Genomic DNA, 20,467 nt, shown 5'->3' on the forward strand with positions numbered 1-20,467 from the left:
ACACTTCGACCGTATCACCCGGGTGTGCGACCTCAGGGTTTATATAACCAAGCGCTAGCGATTTGCCGTCCGAATAGCCGTATGCACCGGATGTCACGCGGCCAACCGGGGTACCATCCGGGTTAAAAATCGGCTCACCGCCGGTAGCGTCGGCATCCTCGGAGACTTCGACCTCGAAGATTGACAGCACTTCGCGCGCGGCGTTGTCCTTGACCGACAGATACGCATCCTTGTGCAGGAAATCCTTGTCCAGCTTGATCAGGCCCGCCAGCCCGACCTCTTGCGGCCAGTATTCCTGCGAATACTCACGGCCCCATGAGCCATAACCTTTTTCGATCCGCAACGACCCCAGCGCGCGGCCGCCAACGGGGCCGCCATCCAGCAGCTTGGCCGCATCCAGCAGCGCAGCGTAAAGGCGGGTCTGATCTTCTTCGGCGCAGTGCAACTCCCACCCTAGATCGCCGGTAAAGCTGACGCGGATGGCCAGACAGGTGACACCTGCAACCTCAATTGTGGCCGAGCGCATAAAGCGGAACGCCTCGTTCGACAGGTCTGCATTGGTCAGCCGCTGCAGCAGGTCACGCGCTTTCGGACCGGCGACGTTGAACCCGGCTATGCGGTCAGTGGCGACTTCGAAGGTTGTGTGCTTTGGCAGGTCGATCATGTTGAAGAAGCGTTGATGATAGCGCTCGGCCATGCCCGATCCGATCATCATGAATTCGTCATCGGCCACCTTGGTTATGGTGAAATCGCCAGCCACGCCGCCACGGACAGAGATCAGCGGCGTCAGACAAGACCGCCCGATCACGGTCGGTACGCGGTTGGCAACCAAGCGGTCCAGCCAATCTTGCGCGCCGAGTCCTTTGATGATGTAATTCGCAAAATTCGATATGTCGATGACGCCCACATTCTCCCGCAGCATCTGTACCTCACGTCCCACCGGCTCCCACCAGTTCTGGCGTGTGAAGCCGTTGGTTTCCTGTACACCGGGCTGATCGGCGAACCATAGGGGATGCTCCCAGCCACAGTTCAGACCAAAGACACAGCCCATGTCTTTCTGCATTTCATAGGCAGGGCGGACTCGGGCGGGGCGACCAGCACTACGCTCCTCGTTCGGGAAGTGGATGGCAAAACGGTGGGTATACTGGTCCTCGACCCGTGCCTTGGTGAATTTTTTGTCGGCCCAGTCGCCGAAACGGGCCAGATCCCAGGCAAACATGTCGTATTGCGGCTCGCCCTCGATCATCCACTGCGCCGCCAGCAGGCCCAAACCACCCGATTGCGAGAAACCCGGGATCAGTCCGCCGCAGAGGAAATAGTTCTTCAGTTCGGGCACCGGACCCCACAAGGCGCTGGAGTCCGGAGACCAGATCATCGGCCCGTTGATCACCCGTTTGACCCCTGCGGTGGCGGCAACTGGCACACGTTCGGTAGCGCGGATCACGTTTTCCATGATCCGATCCAAATCGTCGGGGAACAGGTCATGGGCAAAGTCCAGCGGCGTACCGTCCTCGGCCCAGAACTTCATGTCCTTCTCATAGGCCCCGATGAGCAATCCGTTGCCTTCCTGACGGAAATAGTACTCGCCATCCCGGTCTGCAATTGACGGAAGGCGACGGCCCAGATTGGCAACTTCTTCGATGGATTCAGTCACGAAATACTGGTGCTCGGTCGGTTGCAACGGCAGAGTCAGCCCCGCCAGCGCCGCAACTTCGCGGCCCCAAAGACCAGCGGCATTCACCACCCATTGCGTGTGAATATCGCCCTTTGCGGTACGCACGATCCAAGACCCGTCGGGTTGCTGATCCGTACCTAGCACCGGACAGAACCGTTCTATGGTTGCTCCCATGGCGCGGGCACCGGCAGCATAGGCGTGGGGCACGCCCGAGGGATCCACATTGCCGCCATCGGGTTCATACATGATGCAGCGGATATCGTCGAACTGCGCCAGCGGGTGCAGTTCCTTGGCCTTCTCGCGACTGACCTCGTGGAAATTCAAACCATAGAATTTAGCCTTGGCTTCCTGCAGGCGCAGCTGATGTTCGCGTTCTTCGGTTTGCGCCAAATAGAGCGAGCCGGGCTGGAACACGCCGCAGCTTTGACCGGTTTCCTGTTCCAGCTCTTTATACAGATTCATCGTATAGTGCTGGATGCGGGTGATATTGTTGTTGTCATGCAGCCCATGAATGTTGGCCGCCGCGTGCCATGTCGAGCCGCTGGTCAGTTCGTCCCGCTCTAGCAGGACCACATCGGTCCAACCCAACTTGGCGAGATGATACAGAATTGAACAGCCGGCTAGGCCGCCGCCGATTACAACCGCTTGCGCATGCGTTTTCATGAGCTTCCCCTCTCAAATGCCTCAGGCGGCGATGGTTTTCATTGCACCCAGAAACTGGGCCACTTCGGCGACGCTGTTGTAGTGGCACATCGAAACACGCACGCAGCTGTCCATGCCAAGCGGTGTGAGGATGTTGCCCGAATAGTGATCGGCCTTGCGCAAATGCGTACGGATGCCTTGTTCGTTCAGTTGCTTGACCACATCGACCGACGGCACGCCCTCGACCTGCAGTGACACCAGTCCCTCGCGTGCTGGGTTATCGACACCGCCCAGAATGGTCACCTTCTCCATCTCGGCCAGCCCGGGCAGGTTGCCGGTTCCGCGGATCATCGCATCAGTCAACGCTTTTTCCTGCTCATGGATCGCCTCTCCGGCAGCGACGAATTTTGCGCGCCGGTCGGTGGCGTCGCTGACCTGTGCGCCCAGCCATTCGAAATAGCTGATTACGTCAGACATTGTAGCGTAAGAGCCGGTATCACGCGTCCCCATTTCCCAATTGTCGGCGGGGCCGTCGATCAAGCTGTTATGTGGCAGCTTGGTCAGCCGGTCAGAAATCCAGGCCACCCCGTAACCATGGCGCGAGAACACCTTGTAAGGCGAGATCACATAGCCATCGACATCATAGGCGGTCAGGTCGATCCGGCCATGCGCGGCGTGCTGGATACCGTCGATTATGATGAAGCAATTGGGCGCAACGGCGCGGATCTCGGCAGCCACAGCCGCTACATCCACGCCCATACCGGTCACCGGCGAGGTGTGCACGATAGTCGCAACCTTTGTGTCCGGCGTTACCTGCGCCGCATAAGCATCTGCGGTGACGGTGCCTGTGGCGTCGTCATGGACCACCAGAACATGATCTTGCCCGGCCACCCCGGCCCAACGCGCGCAAGCGCTTCGGGTCGCGGGATGTTCCAGCGTTGTGCCAAGCACCCGACCGGTGCCTGTGCCCAGACAGGCGTTCATTATCAAACGAAACAGCAGCTCGGTCCCGCTTTCGCCGACAAAGAACTGGCCACCGGGGGCGTTCATGAACACGGCCATATCTTCTTTGGCCTTGTTGATTACCCGCACCAGTTCGTGACTTCCCGGGTTGTCGCGGCCCTGATTGTCAGGGATCGCAGCATAAGCCTGCGAGGTGCCCACAACCGAATTCAGCGTCAGCGCCCCACCCGCGTTTTCAAAGAAAATACGCGGTCCCTGCTGCGGGCAGTGGTCAACCTGCGCAAATCGGGCACGGATTTGTTCAAGCAATTCTGGAGTGATCTTGGTCATCGGGAACCATTCCTGCGAAAATGTCATTCTGGCAAGATATATGCGCCCTTTTGCAAAACTACTCACAAAAAAACTTGGGGCATTGTGGGTGGAAATTGAGACCATCGAGCCAAGAGAACTCAGCCACAAGAACGATATGGTTCGCGAATTTCAATTTCGTCGGCCCGATCACACCCTCACGCATGCCTTCGCTTGGTTGAGAAACCGCTGGTCAGGCCGACGGTTTGTAACCTGAGCGTTGTTCTAGAGACATCGCTTTGCAGGACGGTGTTGAGAGAGTGACGATCCAACCTCATTGGCGCAGCCTGTACCGCCATCACAAACCAGACATCGTAGAAGCGGGCATGCATCCTGCATTCCAGATATTCCCATATCGGCAGGGGTATTTAGATTGATAGCGATTCATGCATTTGTTTACAGCAGTTTGGGATTTCGTCACGCCTTTCAGACCTGACTAATCGCCCTTGTAAGAGATCACGAACTTGCCTTCGACGCGGCGATACCGCGAACCACTCACGCGCTGGTGGCGCATTCGTCGATGGTCAATAGCTTGTAACATATTGGTGTATAGAGCTTGCTGATTGAAAGCTGGAAAGTTAATCGTCTGCAACAGGTTAGCTTATGTCCAGACTTCGAGTATTAAATCAATTTGCCAAAATTTCTGCTAATTAGGCTTAAACCCATCATCGACGCACCAAGGACATACGCAGAGCAGCGACAGACCGGTGTTGCGACCCAAACGCCGTTACCCCGCAAAAACTGACATAATTCACCTGAACGATGAACATTGGTTGTCCGGCCCACCAAAAAGGCAGGCCGAACAGTGTTAATAAGTACTTTTAGTCGTACAGAACGGCCGAGATCTTCGGGTCGTCAATATTCGAGGCATCGTAGTAGTAGAAGCCTGTGTCGATCAGACCTGGAACCTCTTCCCCATTGAGAGCCGCAACCGCTGCTTTCACAGTCTCATAGCCGATGCCCACAGGGTTTTGCGTGATCGCACCCGCCATCAGACCGCTCTTGATTGCGTCTTTCTGGGCCTTGCCACTGTCATAACCGATGATCACCAAACCCTCGGTGCCCAGCTCCTGAACTCCGTTTACAACACCAATAGCTGAGCCTTCGTTGGTGCCAAAGATACCATTTAGATCAGGGTTAGCAGTCAGGATCGCCTTGGTGACTTCGGTCGATTTCAGGTGGTCGCCCTGGCCGTACTGAACCGTAACAACTTCGATATCCGGATACTTCTCAGCCATGCGATTGACGAAACCGTCGCGACGATCAATACCTGTGCGGCTTGTCTGGTCATGGGCGACAACAGCAACCTTCCCCTTGCCCCCGATTTTTTCAGCCATCTTGTCTGCTGCCAACCCTGCTGCCGCCAGGTTGTCCGTTGTCGCAGTTGAAAGCGAAATATCGCTATCAACACCACTGTCGAAGGCGATGATCGGAATGCCCTTTTCGTTGGCCTGTTTCAAAAGCGGGATAGCAGCCTGGCTGTCCAGCGCAGCAAAACCGATTGCCTTTGGATTATTGGCCAGCGCCGCAGCCAGCATGTCAATCTGACGGTCCACCATTGTTTCGTTATCCGGACCTTCGAACGTGATGGTGACATCAAACTCGTCTGCTGCCTGTTCGGCGCCGGACTTCACCGCTTGCCAGAACTGATGTTGGAACCCTTTGGATACCAGTGGAATGTAAATCTCTTCGGCTACCGCCATCGAGGCGGGACCTGCCAGGGTGGCTGCGCTGAGCGCACCCAGAATGAAACGACGTGTTAACATGTTTTCTCCTCCAGTTGGTCGTTTTGGTCTTTGATTTAGTTGCTTGGTCATCCCGATTTCTTGCGCCGCGCCATGTCGGCATAGACGGCCAGAATGATGATCGCGCCGGTGACAACGGTCTGCCATTCCTGCGCGACTGACAGCACGCGCAATCCGTTGGTCAGTACAGCCATGATCAGGGCGCCGATCAACGTGCCCAGGATCGTGCCGCGCCCACCGGACAAAGACGTGCCACCGATCACTACGGCTGCGATCGCCTCCAATTCGTATCCCAAACCCAATGCCGGTTGCGCCGAGTTCAGGCGCGAGGCGATAAGGATACCGGCGATGCCGCAGATCGCTCCGGCCAGCGCATAAATACGCATCTTCCACATGTCGGTGTTCACGCCTGATAGGCGCACCGCTTCCTCGTTAGAGCCAAGCGCAAAGGTGTAACGACCCAGAACTGTGCGCCCCAGAATGTACGAAGCCGCGATGGCAACCAGGAACAGGATCAGCACACCGTTGGGGATGGGCAGTGACGGGAAAACCTCACCGATCAGCGACCCGCGCGAGATCTGGTCAAAGCCCGGCGTGTCATTGAAGTAGATTGGCCGTGTCCCAGAGATCACCAGCGACAGGCCTTTGAGAATCAGCATCATCCCAAGTGTGGCGATGAAGGGCGGGATTTTCATCTTGGCGACGAAAGTACCGGAGCAAAGCCCGCAGAATGCTCCAGCTGCAATGGCTGCGGCCACGCCTAACAGCAACGGCATTCCCAAATATGTCAGCACCACGCCGGCGATCACCGCGCAAAAGGTCATCAGTGTGCCGACAGACAGGTCGATCCCACCGGTGATGATAACCAGTGTCGCGGCGACGGCCAGAACGCCATTGACCGATGTTGCCTGTAGGATGGCAATCATGTTCGACGTCTGCATGAAGTTGGGTGAAGCAATGGAAAAACCGATTAGCAGAACGATCAAACTGGCAAAGGCCAACAGCTTTTGATACGCGCCGCTGTCCGCAAGACCCGAGAGTGGCTTTTTCTTTTCGATGTCGGTTGCTGTGGTCATTGGACTGTCCCTGTTACCTGCATCGCCGCTGCACGTTGCGTGGCCAGATGCATGATGTCTTCCTGAGTGGTGTCTTTTCCGCCGGGCAAAATGCCGGTCAGCCGCCCTTCGCACATCACCGCGATGCGATGGCTGAGGCGCATGATTTCGGGCAGTTCAGACGAGATCACGATGATCGTCTTGCCCTGCCCTGCCAGTTCTTCCAGCAACTTGTAAATCTCGGATTTCGCGCCGACGTCGATACCGCGGGTCGGTTCGTCAAAGATCAGAATATCGCAGTCGCGCAGCAGCCATTTGGCGATGACAACCTTCTGCTGATTGCCGCCTGACAGCAGACGAACCTCCTGCACATCCGATGGTGTTCGAATGCCCAATTGCTGGATGTAGCTTTTGGCGGTGTCGCTGATTTCACCATCGTGCAGAACCCCGCCTGCGCCGGTGAACAGGTCCATCGAGGCAAGCGCGATGTTGTCGCGTACATTCATACCAGTAGCGAGGCCGAAATGCTTTCGGTCCTCGGACAGGTACCCAATCCCCGCTTTGACGGCGTCAGTGGGTGATTTGATCGACACCACCTGACCATGTACCCGGATTTCTCCGCTATCCTTGGGGTCGGCCCCAAATATGGCGCGCGCGACCTCGGTGCGACCTGCGCCCATAAGACCGGCGAAGCCCAGAATTTCACCCTTTTGGACCGAGAAACTGACGTCCTGAATTTCGTTGCTCCGACTCAGCCCGGTGATCTGCAGAGACATCTCCGCATCACCCAGATCGGGCACGTCCAGCGGTTCTTCCTTGACCTCTCGGCCCACCATCATGGCGATGATCTGGCTGATCGGGGTTTCAGCAGCCCCAACTGTTCCGACATATTCCCCATCGCGCATAACCGTCACGCGATCCGAGATCTGCTTCAGCTCGTCCATCTTGTGGCTAATGTAAACGATGCCTACACCTTCAGCCTTGAGGCGGCGGATGATCACGAACAGCTCAGCAATCTCGGCGTCATTCAGAGCCGCTGTTGGCTCGTCCATGATGAGCACCTTGGACCGAAAGGACAGTGCCTTGGCGATCTCGACCATTTGCTGTTTTGCGATGGTCAGGCTGCCAACCAACGCCTTGGGATCAAGGCTGAGGTTCATCGAAGCAAAGATTTCGGCAGTCTGCGCATTCAGCGCCGCCTCGTCCAAACGGCCAAAGCTCTTACGCGGTTCGCGTCCGATAAAAATGTTCTGGGCTACAGTCAGGTCGTTCATCAGGCTCAGTTCCTGATGGATGATCCCAATACCTAGATCCTGCGCCTCGCGCGGGGTTGTCGGACTGACTTCGCGCCCTTCTATCTTCAAGGTCCCACCGTCACGTTGATAAATACCCGACAGGATTTTCATCAACGTACTTTTACCGGCACCGTTCTCGCCCATCAGCGCGTGAACTTCACCCGGTTCAAGATCGAATTGCACGGATTTCAGCGCGTGCACGCCGGGGAAAAACTTATCAATCCCCGTCATTTCGACCAGTCTATTTTTATTGCCTCCCATTTGCCCCTCTCCCCTTGGGCCAACGCGGTTTACATCACCGCACCTATTTGCCAGGGGACGAATTCAACGCCCCCAAATCCAAGTTCCTCGCTTTTGGTTTTCTTGCCTGAGGCGACACGGATCAGTATTTCGAACAGTTCTTCGCCCTTGCTCTCGATGCTGATCCCGTCTGTCACGATGTCACCGCAGTTCAGATCCATATCCTCGGCCATGCGCGCATACATTTCGGAATTTGTGGCCAGCTTGATGCAGGGCGTTGGCTGATATCCAGACACCGAACCGCGCCCGGTGGTAAACACGATCAGGTTCGCACCCGAAGCGACTTGCCCGGTGACCGAACACGGATCAAAACCGGGACTGTCCATGAAGACAAACCCGCTCTTGTCGATCATCTCACCGAATTTGTAGACGTCTCGCAGTGGCGCGGTGCCTCCCTTAGCTACGGCACCAAGCGATTTCTCAAGAATGGTTGTGAGCCCCCCGCGCTTGTTGCCTGGGCTTGGGTTGTTGTCCATCTCACCGCCGTTTCGGGCCGTGTAGTCCTCCCACCAGTGGATGCGTTCGATCAGTTTTTCAGCCACCTCAACAGTCTCGGCCCGCCGGGTCAGCAGGTGTTCGGCACCGTAGATTTCCGAGGTTTCCGACAGGATCGTTGTTCCTCCATGGCGCACAAGTAAATCCGACGCATACCCCAGCGCCGGGTTCGCGGTTATCCCAGAATACCCGTCCGAGCCGCCGCATTGCATACCGACCGTGATGGCACTGATCGGAGCCGGGGCGCGTTCGGCTTGATTGGCCAGATGGGCGATGCCGCGCAACTCCGCCAGCCCCCGTTCGATAGTGCGGCGTGTTCCGCCCTCGTTCTGAATGGTCATGTAACGCAGCGCACCGTCAGCGCGGATTGGTCGACCGCCGACAAGATCTGCCACCTGCATGACTTCGCAGCCCAGACCGATCAGCAGAATACCCCCGAAATTCGGATGCTGTGCATAGCCGGCCAACGTCCGAAACAGGGTAGCATAGCCCTCATCCTTGCTGGACATTCCACATCCGGTCCCGTGCACAATCGGGACCACACCGTCAACATTGGGATAGCTTTCCAACAACCCGGTCTTTTCCGCTGCGTCGGCGATAAAACGCGCTACCGAACCCGAGCAGTTCACGGTGGTTAGAATCCCGATGTAGTTTCGGGTTCCCACTTTACCGTCAGATCGATGGTATCCGTCGAATGTACGCTTTTCAGTCAGAACAGGCAGCGGGGTGTTGGCGCTGGCATGCGCATAATCCTGCTGATGCGCCCCCATGCCAAGGTTGTGCACATGGATATGTTCGCCAGGCGCTATATCGCATTTGGCCTGCCCGATGATCTGACCGTAGCGGACAATATTCTCGCCAGTTTGGATTGATGACACGGCAAGCTTGTGACCGCGGGTAACGGGCGCAGCCAATTGCACGGGAACATGTGCCAGCTGCTCACCAGCTTGCAAGTCACGCAAAGCAATAACGATGTTGTCCTTCGGATTAAGCTTCACGACATCGCGAGTTGCCTCTTCCAAAACGTTTATGCCGCCGTTCGCTCGCATCTCTTCTCCACTTGCTTGGTCAATGTTGCTAAATCCTATATCTCTACTTGTCAACTAACATGTTAGAATGCTAACTTATGCAGTATGAACAAACACCAAGATATTGATGCCGAACTGTTGCCCGAGATCACAACGATCGAAGGACCGCTCGCTCAGCGGGTTCACCACTCATTGAAGCAGGCGATTCTCTCGCTGGATTTCCCACCCGGAGCGAACCTCAGGAAGGCACCTGTGTGTGAGAGATTGGGAGTGTCGCGCGCACCTGTGGCCGATGCGATTGCGCGTTTGGCCTCGGAAGGGCTGGTGGATGTAGTGCCGCAATCAGGCACTCGCGTATCCTACTTTTCGATGGACGAGATCCGCGAAGGCGTATTCCTGCGTGAAGCGCTTGAACTTGCAACTGTCGCCAAAGTCGCGCGCGACATAACCGACGTTCAGCGTAAAAGGTTAAGCCGCAACATGCGTCTGCAGGAACTGTTGATCATGGATGATGATATCCCAGGCTTTTATCAGGCCGATGAAGAGTTCCACAGTCTTCTGATGGAATTTACAGGCTTCCGCCGCCTCGCCGACGTTGCCCAAACCGTTTCCTTACAGGTCAGCCGCGCACGCATGCTATTGCTGCCCACCCCCGGCAGAATTGCCGAGACACTAGAGGAACATAGGGCCATTTTCGAAGCAATCAGTAATCGCGACGAACAGTCCGCGCAGGTCGCTATGCGCGCCCACCTCGGGCAGTTGATGCCGCGCATTGAGCAGTTGGAGCAACTGAAGCCGCATCTGTTCAACCTCACCCCACAGCTGAATAGCGAGGCAGGATGACCGTTTCCCAGACAGAATTACTGAACAACCGAACCACGCGGCCCGTTCCCCTGACCCGCATGGGGTTCGGCGGAGCGCCGTTGGGGAACCTGTACCGCAAAGTCTCGGACGAGGACGCGCAGGCGGCATTGCAGACCGCTTATGACGCAGGCATCCGGTTTTTCGACACAGCGCCGCAATACGGGCTTGGCCGATCAGAGCATCGGTTTGGGCAGGCAATTGGTCGGTTCGGGCGCGAAAACATCCAGCTTTCAACCAAGATCGGTCGCCTGTTACTAGATTGCGAACCGCATGAAGTAACGCCCGAAGCTTTCGTCGATGTACCGCAGAAACGGATCGTATTTGACTATACCTATGACGGCGTCATGCGGTCTTACGAGGCAAGCCGCAACAGGATCGGTGTCGCCAATTCTGACATTCTTCTGGTCCATGATGTCTGTGTCTTCAGCCAGGGCAGCCAAGAGGTTTCGGACGCCAAGGTGCGTGAACTGTTTGATGGCGGAGGCTACAAGGCTTTGACCGAGCTGCGCGATGCGGGTGAAATCGCAGCAATCGGCGCAGGTGTAAACGAATGGCAAGTTTGCGAAAGGCTTCTTGGGCTGGGGGATTTCGACGGGTTCCTGCTGGCCGGACGCTATACGTTGCTGGAGCAGGAAGCACTCGACAGTTTCCTGCCGCTTTGTGAGCAGCGCGATGTCGGGATCATCCTCGGGGGACCGTACAATTCGGGCATCCTCGCCACCGGAGCTGTGCCTGGCGCCAAGTATAACTATGCAGACGCACCCGAAGATATTCTGGACCGGGTCCGCAAGATCGAAGCGGTCTGCGCCGCGCATGATACCCCGCTGATCGCCGCCGCGCTGCAGTTCGTTTTGGGCCACCCCTGCGTCAAAACCGTGATCCCCGGTGCCGTCAACGCGTCCGAAGTACAGTCCAATGTGGCACTGATGGAGCGTGACATTCCCCCCGGCCTGTGGTCGGATCTGCGATCCGAAGGCCTGATCCGACCCGACGCGCCACTGCCAAGCGAGACAGCTGATGCTGCGTAACATCGACCCGATCCTTTCGCCGGAGTTGCTTTTCACCCTCAGGGCCATGGGCCACGGTGATGAGATTGTTATCGCAGATGCAAATTTTCCGGGCGCCAGCATGGGACCAGACTGCATCCGGGCCGATGGGTCTACGGCCAGTGAAATGTTGAAGGCCGTACTTTCTGTGATGCCTTTGGATACGTTCGTTCCTGATCCGGCGTTGACCATGCAGGTTGTTGGCGACCCGGAGGCGGTGCCTGACTCAGTCGCGGACTTTCAGCGCATCATCGACACGTCCGCCGACAACTCTGCCAAGGTGCAGGGCTTGGAACGGTTTGCATTCTACGACCGTGCGGCCAACGCATTTGCCATCATCCAGACAGGTGAACGAAAGCTCTATGGCAACATCATCCTGAAAAAAGGTGTGATCGAATGAGGATCGACGCGCATCAGCATTTCTGGGCTTTGGCGCGGGGCGACTATGGCTGGCTGACGCCCGATCTGAGCGAGATCTACCGGGATTTTGCACCGCACGACCTGATGCCTCTACTCAGCGCCGCCGGGATTGATGGCACGGTCCTTGTGCAGGCAGCACCCACAATGGCCGAGACCGAATACATGCTCGCTCTGGCCGATCAGAATGCGTTTATCAAAGGTGTTGTGGGCTGGGTTGACTTTGAAGCCGCTGATGCACCTGCAAAGATTTCCGCGTTGGCTACCCACAAGGCATTTGTCGGTCTACGTCCGATGATACAGGACATCGCCGACCCGCTTTGGATGCTAGGCGACGCGCTAACGCCCGCTTTCGAGGCAGCTCAACGGCATGGCCTGACATTTGATGCCTTGACCTTGCCTCAACACCTGGGCCCGCTCAGGCAACTTCTTCAGCATCATTCCGATATGAGTGTTGTCATTGACCATGGGTCGAAACCATTGATCAAAGACGCAATCTTGGGTGACTGGTCCGACAACATGACCGCCTTGGCCCGAGATACAAATGCATGGTGCAAGCTTTCAGGCCTTGTGACCGAGGCTGCAGCAGACTGGACGATCGACGATCTGCGCCCGTACGTGGATCACCTGCTGAACACCTTCGGTCCATCGCGTCTGATCTGGGGTAGCGATTGGCCAGTTTGCACCTTGGCCAGTAGCTATGAGCGCTGGTGTGAAACCACCGACATGTTGCTGAAACATCTGAGCAGCGCAGAACGACAGGCAATAATGGGTGGCAACGCCGCCCGCGCCTACAACCTCAGGAATTAAAATGACCATAGGTACATTGGATTCGAACGGGCTGTGGCTCGGCCGTATTGAGCGCGGCGGAATCGGCCCCAGCGTGGTGACCCTGCGCAATGGGCGGATTATCGATATCACGTCAAAAACGGCACCAACTGTCAGGGACATTCTGGAACGCGACGATGAAGCAGATCATGTGCGCAACGCTCAAGGTGAAGATATCGGCCATTTGGACGCCGACCACCAATGGCTGGCCCCGTGTGACCTGCAGGCGGTCAAGGCCTGTGGTGTCACATTTGCCGGGTCCATGGTCGAACGCGTAATCGAGGAACAAGCCGCCGGTGATCCTGCCAAAGCCGACGCGATCCGGGCGCGCATCGGAGACCGGATCGGAGACAGCCTCTCGAACATCGTACCTGGATCGGACGCGGCCGCAGAGGTCAAAGAAGCACTGATCGCTGAAGGCCTCTGGAGCCAGTATCTGGAAGTCGGGATCGGCCCCGATGCCGAGGTGTTCTCCAAAGCACAAGTTTTGTCTTCGGTCGGGTTTGGTTCAGAAATCGGTCTTCACCCGATTTCGACCTGGAACAACCCCGAGCCCGAAGTCGTTCTGGCCGTTACTTCTAAGGGCGAGATTAAGGGCGCTACGCTGGGGAACGACGTCAACCTGCGTGACGTTGAAGGTCGTTCGGCTTTATTGCTGAGCAAAGCAAAGGACAACAATGCCTCTTGCGCGATCGGACCGATGATCCGGTTGTTCGATGATGGGTTCACACTGGACGATGTACGCCAGGCTGAACTTGCGCTGACCGTGACCGGATCGGATGGATTTGTGCTGAACGGAAGCTCATCTATGTCCCAGATCAGTCGCGATCCTGCAGACCTTGTGAAGCAGACTATCGGGCGCCATCACCAATATCCTGATGGGCTGATGCTTTTCCTTGGCACCCTGTTCGCCCCGACCCAAGACCGTGACACACCTGGCGGTGGGTTCACTCACAAAATTGGCGATGTCGTCACTATCTCCAATACGCGCCTTGGAGCGCTGACAAACACCGTGCGCCTGTCGACGGAATGCCCCGAATGGACCTTTGGGGCATCACACCTGATGCGAAACCTCGCCCATCGCGGCCTGCTGTAAGAGAGAACGAATATGTTGACCGGAAAACACCTAATTGCTGGCGAATGGCTCGGCGCAGACACTACTTTTGCGTCGGAACCAGCGCATGGACCAAGCCATGACTTTTCTGTGGGGACAGCGGCGATGATTGATAACGCAGTGGAGGCAGCAGAGTCGGCATTTGCCACTTTCGGGTGGTCCTCTCGTACCGAACGCGCCGCGCTATTGCGCAAGATCGCAGATGAGATTGATGCCCGCGGGGATGCCATCACCGAAATCGGCACTCAGGAAACCGGCTTGCCCGAGGCACGCCTGCAGGGGGAACGTGGCCGTACCGTCGGCCAGCTGCGTCTCTTCGCCGATCAAATTGAAGCGGGCGATTATCTGGACATGCGCCATGACCCGGCCATGCCGGATCGTACACCCCTGCCCCGCCCCGACCTGCGCATGATACAGCGCCCGCTGGGTCCCGTTGCGGTGTTCGGCGCTTCGAACTTCCCATTGGCCTTCTCAGTCGCAGGGGGCGATACAGCGGCGGCACTGGCCGCGGGATGTCCCGTCGTCGTCAAAGGCCATTCGGCCCATCCCGGCACGGGCGAGATCGTGGCGCAGGCCATCGACACCGCCATCAAAGCGACGGGAATTCATCCCGGAGTGTTTTCATTGGTACAGGGTGGCAAACGGGATGTGGGCACGCGATTGGTGCAACATCCCTTGATCCGGGCGGTTGGCTTTACGGGCAGCCTCGGAGGTGGACGGGCGCTGTTCGATTTATGCGCGCAACGCGATGAACCCATTCCGTTTTTTGGCGAACTGGGTTCAGTCAATCCGATGTTCATATTGCCGCAAGCGGCGGCCGCGCGCGGTGCTGAAATCGGCAATGGCTGGGCCGCGTCCCTAACCATGGGCGCTGGACAGTTCTGCACCAATCCCGGTATCGCCGTGATCATCGAAGGTCCGGATGCTGACGCGTTTCAAGTAGCGGCAGAGGCTGGCCTGTCTTCGGTGGCCGAGCAGACAATGCTGACCGATGGAATTGCGGAGGCATACCGAAACGGAGTTTCGCGTGTAGCTGCTGGTACCGGTGTATCGAAGATTATGGGCAAAAGCTGCAAGTCACGCGATGCGGCCCCTTACCTGTTCACTGTTTCTGGTGATGACTGGCTGGCCAATCGGAAGCTGCAAGAAGAGGTTTTCGGCCCATTAGGCATCATCGTGCGTGTGAAAGACCGCGCTCAGATGCAACGGATTGCCCGGACCATCGAAGGGCAACTGACCTGCACACTGCATCTGGACGCAGGTGACAAAGCGGACGCTCAGGCACTGCTACCGCTGCTTGAACGAAAGGCTGGGCGATTGTTGGCCAACAGCTTTCCGACCGGGGTCGAAGTTTGCGACAGCATGGTTCACGGAGGCCCCTACCCCGCCTCAACCAACTTTGGCGCTACATCCGTGGGAACACTGTCGATCCGCCGTTTCCTGCGGCCGGTTTGTTATCAGGACATCCCATCCGAGCTTCTACCCGAGAAATTGTGAGGTTGTTTATGTCGACAATCAACCCATCCAACCGGCTTGCAGATAAGACCGCTCTCATCACAGCAGCTGGCCAAGGCATTGGCCGTGCAACCGCCGAATTGTTCGCTGCCGAAGGCGCACGGGTGATAGCCAGCGACATCAACGATGCTGCGCTTGCCGAATTGGGCGGTATTCCGGGTATCGAACCGCTGCAACTGGACGTAATGGACGATAAGGCCGTTACAGATGCAGCGGTCAATCTGCCGCAACTGGACATTCTGTTTAACTGCGCAGGTTATGTAGCGGGGGGATCAATTCTTGAATGCACTGAAAAGGATTGGGATTTCAGCTTTGACCTCAACGTAAAGGCCATGTTCAGACTGATCCAACTGACTCTACCCGGAATGCTGAAAGCAGGCGGAGGATCAATCATCAATATGTCGTCGGTCGCATCGTCCATGAAAGGCGTGCCCAACCGATTTGCGTATTGCGCGTCAAAAGCAGCGGTGATTGGCCTGACCAAGTCTGTGGCAGTCGATTTTGTGACCCAGGGCATTCGGTGCAACGCGATTTGTCCAGGTACGGTGGACAGCCCCAGCCTGCATGACCGGCTTCGCACCACCGGGGATTATGAGCAGGCAATGACTGATTTCATCGCCCGTCAACCGATGGGCCGTATTGGCACAGCGGAAGAGATCGCTGAACTGGCTCTGTATTTGGCCAGTGATGCCAGCAAATACACTTCGGGCCAGCCCTTTGCCATAGATGGCGGCTGGACGATCTGAGCAGGAAGGACCTGACAATGAAACTACTACGCTATGGCCCGAAGGGCGCTGAGAAACCCGGCATTTTGGCCTCAGACGGCTCGGTTCGCGACCTTTCCGGTGTGGTGGATGATATCTCGGGCGATACTCTTGGCGATGTCGTTCTTGAAAAGCTCCGCGCACTAGATTTGGCCAGCCTGCCATTGGTAGACGGCAACCCGCGCATCGGTCCTTGCGTTGGCAATGTTGGAAAGTTCATATGCATTGGCCTGAATTATGCCGATCACGCAGCAGAAAGCGGCATGGAATTGCCTGCTGAGCCCGTGATCTTCTTCAAAGCCACCTCGGCCATCGCCGGCCCCGACGATACCGTAGAAATCCCGCGCGGATCGGTCAAAACCGATTGGGAAGTTGAGCTGGGCGTCGTTATCGGCAAAGAGGCCAAATATGTCTCTGAGGCGGAAGCCATAGACCACGTCGCCGGCTACTGCGTAGTGAACGATTTGTCAGAACGTGACTTTCAGCTTCATCGCTCTGGCCAATGGGTCAAAGGAAAGTCTGCGGACACGTTCGGCCCAATTGGCCCCTGGCTGGTAACACGAGACGAAGTCCCCGACCCGCAAAACCTTCCGATGTATCTTGAGGTAAACGGGCACCGATATCAGGACGGATCAACCAAAACGATGCATTTTGGCGTAGCGACGGTCATCTCGCATCTGTCGCAATTTATGTCTTTGCAACCCGGTGACGTGATTTCTACAGGCACACCCCCGGGTGTTGGTATGGGACAGAACCCGCAGACCTACTTGAATCCCGGCGACAAAATGGAGCTTGGTATTCAGGGGCTGGGCACGCAACGTCAGAACGTCATCCAGGGATGAGAGCGCGCTGTAGGCGAACACCATATGTAGCCTTGAAGCAACAAAAGTAAGCGAGAAGGTTTTGTTTCAGATAACGCTGCCCGTATACTGATTATCTATCAGGCCAGTAAATAGTCTTATAGGCGCTTCTCGCGCGATTAATCCGGTATTTGTAGTATCGGATCAGGTTACCGAACATCTTCCTAGTTGCTTCGGGCGTTTCAATACTGAGAAGAGTCGTTATTTTTTTGCAAGCTTTGACAAAGCCTGTCCTTAAGTCACGATTCAGCAGGCCCCCAAGCCGGCAAGATGGGTGCCCTTCGCATTAAAGTAGACAGACCGATACAGCTCTTAATAATACTTATTAAAGTATTTTGCACACTACGCCCAAATGACCTTCTACTCGGTCAATCATTCAACCCATCGCCGCCTTTTCTTTGGCAAGCCACAGCACGATCATATCCATCATTGATAGGTGCTCACGGCCAATCCGTTATATGCTCACGCGCCTCGAATATGTTTCGGTACGCTATGTTGGTCTTCCCGATGAAATGTAGTGCCGGGGCGCTCGAAGATAGAAGCGATCGCGTCGTCCCTGCCCTGCCGCGAAAACTGTATATCTGTTCAGCCGCGACTAACTACATAAATTGTAGATTATCTGCCCTAGTTCCATATCAATACGTTAAGAAACCTTCTACTGATGGCCCGAACTTGTATTCGTCAACTCTGCTCGGAACGTACCTGCCCGAACTACAAAACAAGAATTTGAGGCCGGGCGGTAAAAGCTAAGCGTTTAGATGGTCTCCCAAGGTACCGTATTATACGAATGGACTGTTTGTGCAAAAAAACGTCGCTGAGATTAACCAGCGCCGCGCTTCGGATCTATCTCGCTAAGCCCGTCTTACCCGTGGGTAAGATCGTCTTCTTCTCGCAGATCCTCGATCAAAGTGGCCACAGCACGTTCTAATTTCGCCCTATCGACACGGGTAAAATCGAGATCATAGCGAAGTTCGATCCTTCCGCTGGATGCAGAACATTTTGCAATCCCTGCCCTGCCCCTTACCTGAAACGTTGTCTTCGCGCGGCGTGGTTTACCAACGGCTTCAGCCTTTGGCTTGGCGGCGGTCGCATTTTCGATTGTGAGAAAATCGCGAAGAATGGCCACTTCGCGCACGCTGTCGCGATTTGGTTCACTCACCAAAGCCGTACTTACTTGTCGGATCAATCCGGGATCAGAGTCGAGCTTTCGTTTGAGCTCAACACCCACATTCCGTGGAATATCGTTTGGGTGCATAAGAGCCTTTTCCAACATGGCCAGCAAACTCGCAAACGCCCGAATATAGCTGCGCTTGGTATAGCTTGCAGATTTGAACAAGGTTGAAACCGCTTTGTCGACATCCGGACAATCATTGGCGGGGTCTTCCGCATAGGCACGCGCAAGCGCGCCCATTTCCGCAAACGAGATATCCTTTCGGATCAGGTTTTCATCGACCATGCGACGATAGCTATCATCCAGCTCTGCAACGTCAGAAACACCGGCCGGAATCGTCGCAAATCGCGCGTCGCCAGTTTCCTCAAGTAATGCGCGAAATGCCGATAATCTGCGCATTCCTTGAATTAACTCAAAGCGTCCATCGTTGCGACGCTCGACCCGGATCGGGTTCGAAAGACCCACATCCTGAATAGAAGCCTTCAACTCATCCAACTCAGGATCAGGGCCAGGCTTGCGGTCGCGCGTCAGGCGCTCGGTAACAACATCCGCCAATGCGATCTGTTCAGTAACATACCCTTCTGAACGTAGTCGTACAAGCTCGTGCGCTAACCTGTCATTTTCGACTCTGATTGCATCTTCGGTAGTTTGCTGGTCGCGTAGCGCATTAGCGTTCTCGGAGATTGCAGTGGCCATCGGTCCGCGCCTTTTCTCAAGCGCTTTATCCGGAACCTTGCCAACCGGGATTTCTTCCATCGCTGGCATATCGATATCGAACATTCTGCGTTTTCGGCTCATACGTCATCCTCCAGCTTGTCCCAGGCCGATAGCATGACGCCCCGGAATTCATCATAAACATTATCAAATGTCGAACGCGCGCGACGCCAGGTTTCCCTCGTCATCTCACGGTAATCCATCTCATAAACTGAACTCAGGAACCGACCAGATTGCTCGACCGCACGCGTCATCTCGACCGGGTGCTCGGCGAGGTGCTGACCAAAGACTTTGCGGAATGCGTCATACATCGCTGTGTGCAGTGCATTCCCCGGTTCATAGCGTGTAAGCAAAAACCGAATTTCGCAGAATGTCTTGGGTAAACCAATCTTACCCGTGGGTAAGGTCTTGTCGAAACCATAGGCCAGATCTTCGAGGGCCTCGGCCAACTGGCCAATGAATGAGGTGGTTGAATCGTATTCCCAGTATCCAGGCCCCGACGGGATATACAACATGTCTGCGGCGAACACCGCATTCATCGATTGGTATCCTATCGCAGGCGGGCAATCGAACAGGATCAGGTCATAAGCATCATTCGGTACCTGATCCAGATAGCGGGACACAGCTGCGAAAAATGACCACTCAGGATTCAGGTGCCGATATTGTGCTGATGCGAATTCGACGAAAGCAGCGTTGGCGCAAGAAGGGATCGCATCAATCGTTGACCATGAGGTCTGCTTGATAAAATCAGAAATGCGCAGTTCGCCGAGGCCTATATCCGTTATAGAAGGTGGTAATTCTCGGCGGGGCAGGGCGGTTCCTGACTCCGCAGCCGCAGGGCGGTTATTCATGCGCTCGGTTTCACGGATCAGATCCCGCGCCATGATACCCCAGACGGTGAAATCTTCAGCGACATCGGTCAGACCCATCGAATGGCTGAGCGTCGCCTGAGGGTCAAAATCCACCACTAATACTCGGTAGCCGTCCAGAGCAGCGGCATGCGCAAGATGCAACGCCACGGTCGACTTGCCAGCCCCCCCTTTGAAATTGGCAACAGCGGCCCGAACCGCCCGCTTGCCCGCAGGGCGTGGGGGAGTGAGCGCTTTGCGATTAACCTTAAGCCGCCGCCTGAGCTCATTTACCTCTTCCAGACTAAACCAACGCTGCCGCCCATCAGGCTCGACCTCGCCTCCCGGCAATGAAGGATCGGCAGCCAGCTTTCCTCGGAAAGTCGATTGGTTCACCTTAAAGATCAGCTCGGACACCTCCCAGCTTGAGAACCGCCTTAGCGTCTTCTCCATCTCAGGGCTGAAAGTCTGCTGGCGAATCCAGCCCTGCAATTTCAGGGACTGGGTGCGCAATGCATTCAGGTCTTCGTGCGTGTACATGCCTCAGTTCTCATTCTTCTGGACGTTATTTTTCTCTCTTTTGTTATTTACGCCTGATTTGCATATTTGGCAAAAGAAATTATTGTAAGGTTGTGATGTTACCCACGGGTAAGAAAATATGGCCGTATCTAGTGCTGACCGATTCGGGACGCTGCTGCTCTCTGCAATCGTCCTGACTTCGGATATCCTACCGGATTTAGGGGGACACAACTCAAGCAAATACGGTATATAGGGGGACAT

16 protein-coding genes are annotated in these 20,467 nt (G+C 55.9%); 8 read left to right on the top strand and 8 right to left on the bottom strand.

Translation table 11 applies throughout. The annotated features are described in order from the left end of the window. The 6 genes from ACRZ9U_RS10355 to ACRZ9U_RS10380 form a co-directional block, all read right to left on the bottom strand. The coding region (locus ACRZ9U_RS10355) for a GcvT family protein (protein WP_480901725.1) at positions 1 to 2,338 on the bottom strand (2,338 nt) is incomplete at its 3' end. 21 nt (positions 2,339 to 2,359) lie between these two features. Beyond that, positions 2,360 to 3,610 (bottom strand): aminotransferase class V-fold PLP-dependent enzyme, encoded by a 1,251-nt coding sequence (locus ACRZ9U_RS10360; protein ID WP_170407417.1) that lies wholly within the window; start codon positions 3,608 to 3,610, stop codon positions 2,360 to 2,362. Positions 3,611 to 4,449: 839 nt separating this feature from the next. Continuing rightward, complete coding sequence (locus ACRZ9U_RS10365; protein ID WP_480901728.1) at positions 4,450 to 5,394, bottom strand: substrate-binding domain-containing protein; 945 nt, start codon at positions 5,392 to 5,394, stop codon at positions 4,450 to 4,452. 47 nt (positions 5,395 to 5,441) lie between these two features. Next, positions 5,442 to 6,449: an ABC transporter permease gene (locus ACRZ9U_RS10370; RefSeq protein WP_170394139.1), complete on the bottom strand. Its 1,008-nt coding sequence runs from the start codon at positions 6,447 to 6,449 to the stop codon at positions 5,442 to 5,444. Beyond that, the gene (locus ACRZ9U_RS10375) at positions 6,446 to 7,984 is read right to left on the bottom strand and encodes a sugar ABC transporter ATP-binding protein (protein WP_480901731.1); all 1,539 of its coding nucleotides are present in this window, start codon (positions 7,982 to 7,984) and stop codon (positions 6,446 to 6,448) included. Before ACRZ9U_RS10375 ends, ACRZ9U_RS10370 begins: the two co-directional genes overlap by 4 nt. Before the next feature lie 29 nt (positions 7,985 to 8,013). Then, positions 8,014 to 9,567, bottom strand: a complete 1,554-nt coding sequence (locus ACRZ9U_RS10380; protein WP_170407422.1) for an altronate dehydratase family protein — start codon at positions 9,565 to 9,567, stop codon at positions 8,014 to 8,016. Between the two features lie 84 nt (positions 9,568 to 9,651). On the opposite strand from ACRZ9U_RS10380, the gene ACRZ9U_RS10385 reads away from it, so the two are divergent. From ACRZ9U_RS10385 to ACRZ9U_RS10420, 8 genes are read left to right on the top strand one after another with little or no spacing between them, the layout of a single operon-like run. Then, a complete protein-coding gene (locus tag ACRZ9U_RS10385; RefSeq protein ID WP_170407425.1) occupies positions 9,652 to 10,389 on the top strand; it encodes a GntR family transcriptional regulator in 738 nt (245 codons plus the stop codon). Next, complete coding sequence (locus ACRZ9U_RS10390) at positions 10,386 to 11,438, top strand: aldo/keto reductase (RefSeq protein ID WP_170407428.1); 1,053 nt, start codon at positions 10,386 to 10,388, stop codon at positions 11,436 to 11,438. The genes ACRZ9U_RS10385 and ACRZ9U_RS10390 overlap by 4 nt, the downstream gene beginning before the upstream one ends. Continuing rightward, the gene (locus ACRZ9U_RS10395; protein WP_170407431.1) at positions 11,428 to 11,856 is read left to right on the top strand and encodes an RbsD/FucU domain-containing protein; all 429 of its coding nucleotides are present in this window, start codon (positions 11,428 to 11,430) and stop codon (positions 11,854 to 11,856) included. The genes ACRZ9U_RS10390 and ACRZ9U_RS10395 overlap by 11 nt, the downstream gene beginning before the upstream one ends. After that, complete coding sequence (locus tag ACRZ9U_RS10400; protein WP_170407434.1) at positions 11,853 to 12,683, top strand: amidohydrolase family protein; 831 nt, start codon at positions 11,853 to 11,855, stop codon at positions 12,681 to 12,683. Before ACRZ9U_RS10395 ends, ACRZ9U_RS10400 begins: the two co-directional genes overlap by 4 nt. Position 12,684: 1 nt before the next feature. Beyond that, complete coding sequence (locus ACRZ9U_RS10405) at positions 12,685 to 13,797, top strand: fumarylacetoacetate hydrolase family protein (RefSeq protein ID WP_170407437.1); 1,113 nt, start codon at positions 12,685 to 12,687, stop codon at positions 13,795 to 13,797. Between the two features lie 12 nt (positions 13,798 to 13,809). After that, positions 13,810 to 15,312 carry an aldehyde dehydrogenase (NADP(+)) gene (locus ACRZ9U_RS10410; protein WP_170407440.1) on the top strand — a complete coding sequence of 501 codons (1,503 nt, stop codon included), beginning with the start codon at positions 13,810 to 13,812 and terminating at the stop codon, positions 15,310 to 15,312. 8 nt (positions 15,313 to 15,320) lie between these two features. Beyond that, positions 15,321 to 16,076 carry an SDR family oxidoreductase gene (locus ACRZ9U_RS10415; RefSeq protein WP_170407443.1) on the top strand — a complete coding sequence of 252 codons (756 nt, stop codon included), beginning with the start codon at positions 15,321 to 15,323 and terminating at the stop codon, positions 16,074 to 16,076. Between the two features lie 17 nt (positions 16,077 to 16,093). Beyond that, complete coding sequence (locus ACRZ9U_RS10420; RefSeq protein ID WP_170407446.1) at positions 16,094 to 16,936, top strand: fumarylacetoacetate hydrolase family protein; 843 nt, start codon at positions 16,094 to 16,096, stop codon at positions 16,934 to 16,936. Between the two features lie 880 nt (positions 16,937 to 17,816). On the opposite strand, the gene ACRZ9U_RS10425 is transcribed toward ACRZ9U_RS10420, so the two are convergent. Together ACRZ9U_RS10425 and ACRZ9U_RS10430 are read right to left on the bottom strand one after the other, a co-directional pair. Beyond that, positions 17,817 to 18,923 carry a ParB N-terminal domain-containing protein gene (locus ACRZ9U_RS10425; protein WP_170407449.1) on the bottom strand — a complete coding sequence of 369 codons (1,107 nt, stop codon included), beginning with the start codon at positions 18,921 to 18,923 and terminating at the stop codon, positions 17,817 to 17,819. Then, positions 18,920 to 20,227 carry an AAA family ATPase gene (locus tag ACRZ9U_RS10430; RefSeq protein WP_170407451.1) on the bottom strand — a complete coding sequence of 436 codons (1,308 nt, stop codon included), beginning with the start codon at positions 20,225 to 20,227 and terminating at the stop codon, positions 18,920 to 18,922. Before ACRZ9U_RS10430 ends, ACRZ9U_RS10425 begins: the two co-directional genes overlap by 4 nt. Positions 20,228 to 20,467 lie beyond the last annotated feature (240 nt).

The organism is Ruegeria sp. D7 (assembly GCF_056534355.1).

Excerpts from the sequence above, each read along its gene's own strand:
- ACRZ9U_RS10415 (WP_170407443.1), top strand. The coding sequence starts at position 15,321 with ATGTCGACAATCAACCCATCCAACCGGCTTGCAGATAAGACCGCTCTC.
- ACRZ9U_RS10420 (WP_170407446.1), top strand. The coding sequence starts at position 16,094 with ATGAAACTACTACGCTATGGCCCGAAGGGCGCTGAGAAACCCGGCATT.
- ACRZ9U_RS10430 (WP_170407451.1), bottom strand. The coding sequence starts at position 20,227 with ATGTACACGCACGAAGACCTGAATGCATTGCGCACCCAGTCCCTGAAA.
- ACRZ9U_RS10370 (WP_170394139.1), bottom strand. The coding sequence starts at position 6,449 with ATGACCACAGCAACCGACATCGAAAAGAAAAAGCCACTCTCGGGTCTT.
- ACRZ9U_RS10405 (WP_170407437.1), top strand. The coding sequence starts at position 12,685 with ATGACCATAGGTACATTGGATTCGAACGGGCTGTGGCTCGGCCGTATT.
- ACRZ9U_RS10365 (WP_480901728.1), bottom strand. The coding sequence starts at position 5,394 with ATGTTAACACGTCGTTTCATTCTGGGTGCGCTCAGCGCAGCCACCCTG.
- ACRZ9U_RS10425 (WP_170407449.1), bottom strand. The coding sequence starts at position 18,923 with ATGAGCCGAAAACGCAGAATGTTCGATATCGATATGCCAGCGATGGAA.
- ACRZ9U_RS10410 (WP_170407440.1), top strand. The coding sequence starts at position 13,810 with ATGTTGACCGGAAAACACCTAATTGCTGGCGAATGGCTCGGCGCAGAC.
- ACRZ9U_RS10360 (WP_170407417.1), bottom strand. The coding sequence starts at position 3,610 with ATGACCAAGATCACTCCAGAATTGCTTGAACAAATCCGTGCCCGATTT.
- ACRZ9U_RS10395 (WP_170407431.1), top strand. The coding sequence starts at position 11,428 with ATGCTGCGTAACATCGACCCGATCCTTTCGCCGGAGTTGCTTTTCACC.
- ACRZ9U_RS10375 (WP_480901731.1), bottom strand. The coding sequence starts at position 7,984 with ATGGGAGGCAATAAAAATAGACTGGTCGAAATGACGGGGATTGATAAG.
- ACRZ9U_RS10380 (WP_170407422.1), bottom strand. The coding sequence starts at position 9,567 with ATGCGAGCGAACGGCGGCATAAACGTTTTGGAAGAGGCAACTCGCGAT.
- ACRZ9U_RS10390 (WP_170407428.1), top strand. The coding sequence starts at position 10,386 with ATGACCGTTTCCCAGACAGAATTACTGAACAACCGAACCACGCGGCCC.
- ACRZ9U_RS10385 (WP_170407425.1), top strand. The coding sequence starts at position 9,652 with ATGAACAAACACCAAGATATTGATGCCGAACTGTTGCCCGAGATCACA.
- ACRZ9U_RS10400 (WP_170407434.1), top strand. The coding sequence starts at position 11,853 with ATGAGGATCGACGCGCATCAGCATTTCTGGGCTTTGGCGCGGGGCGAC.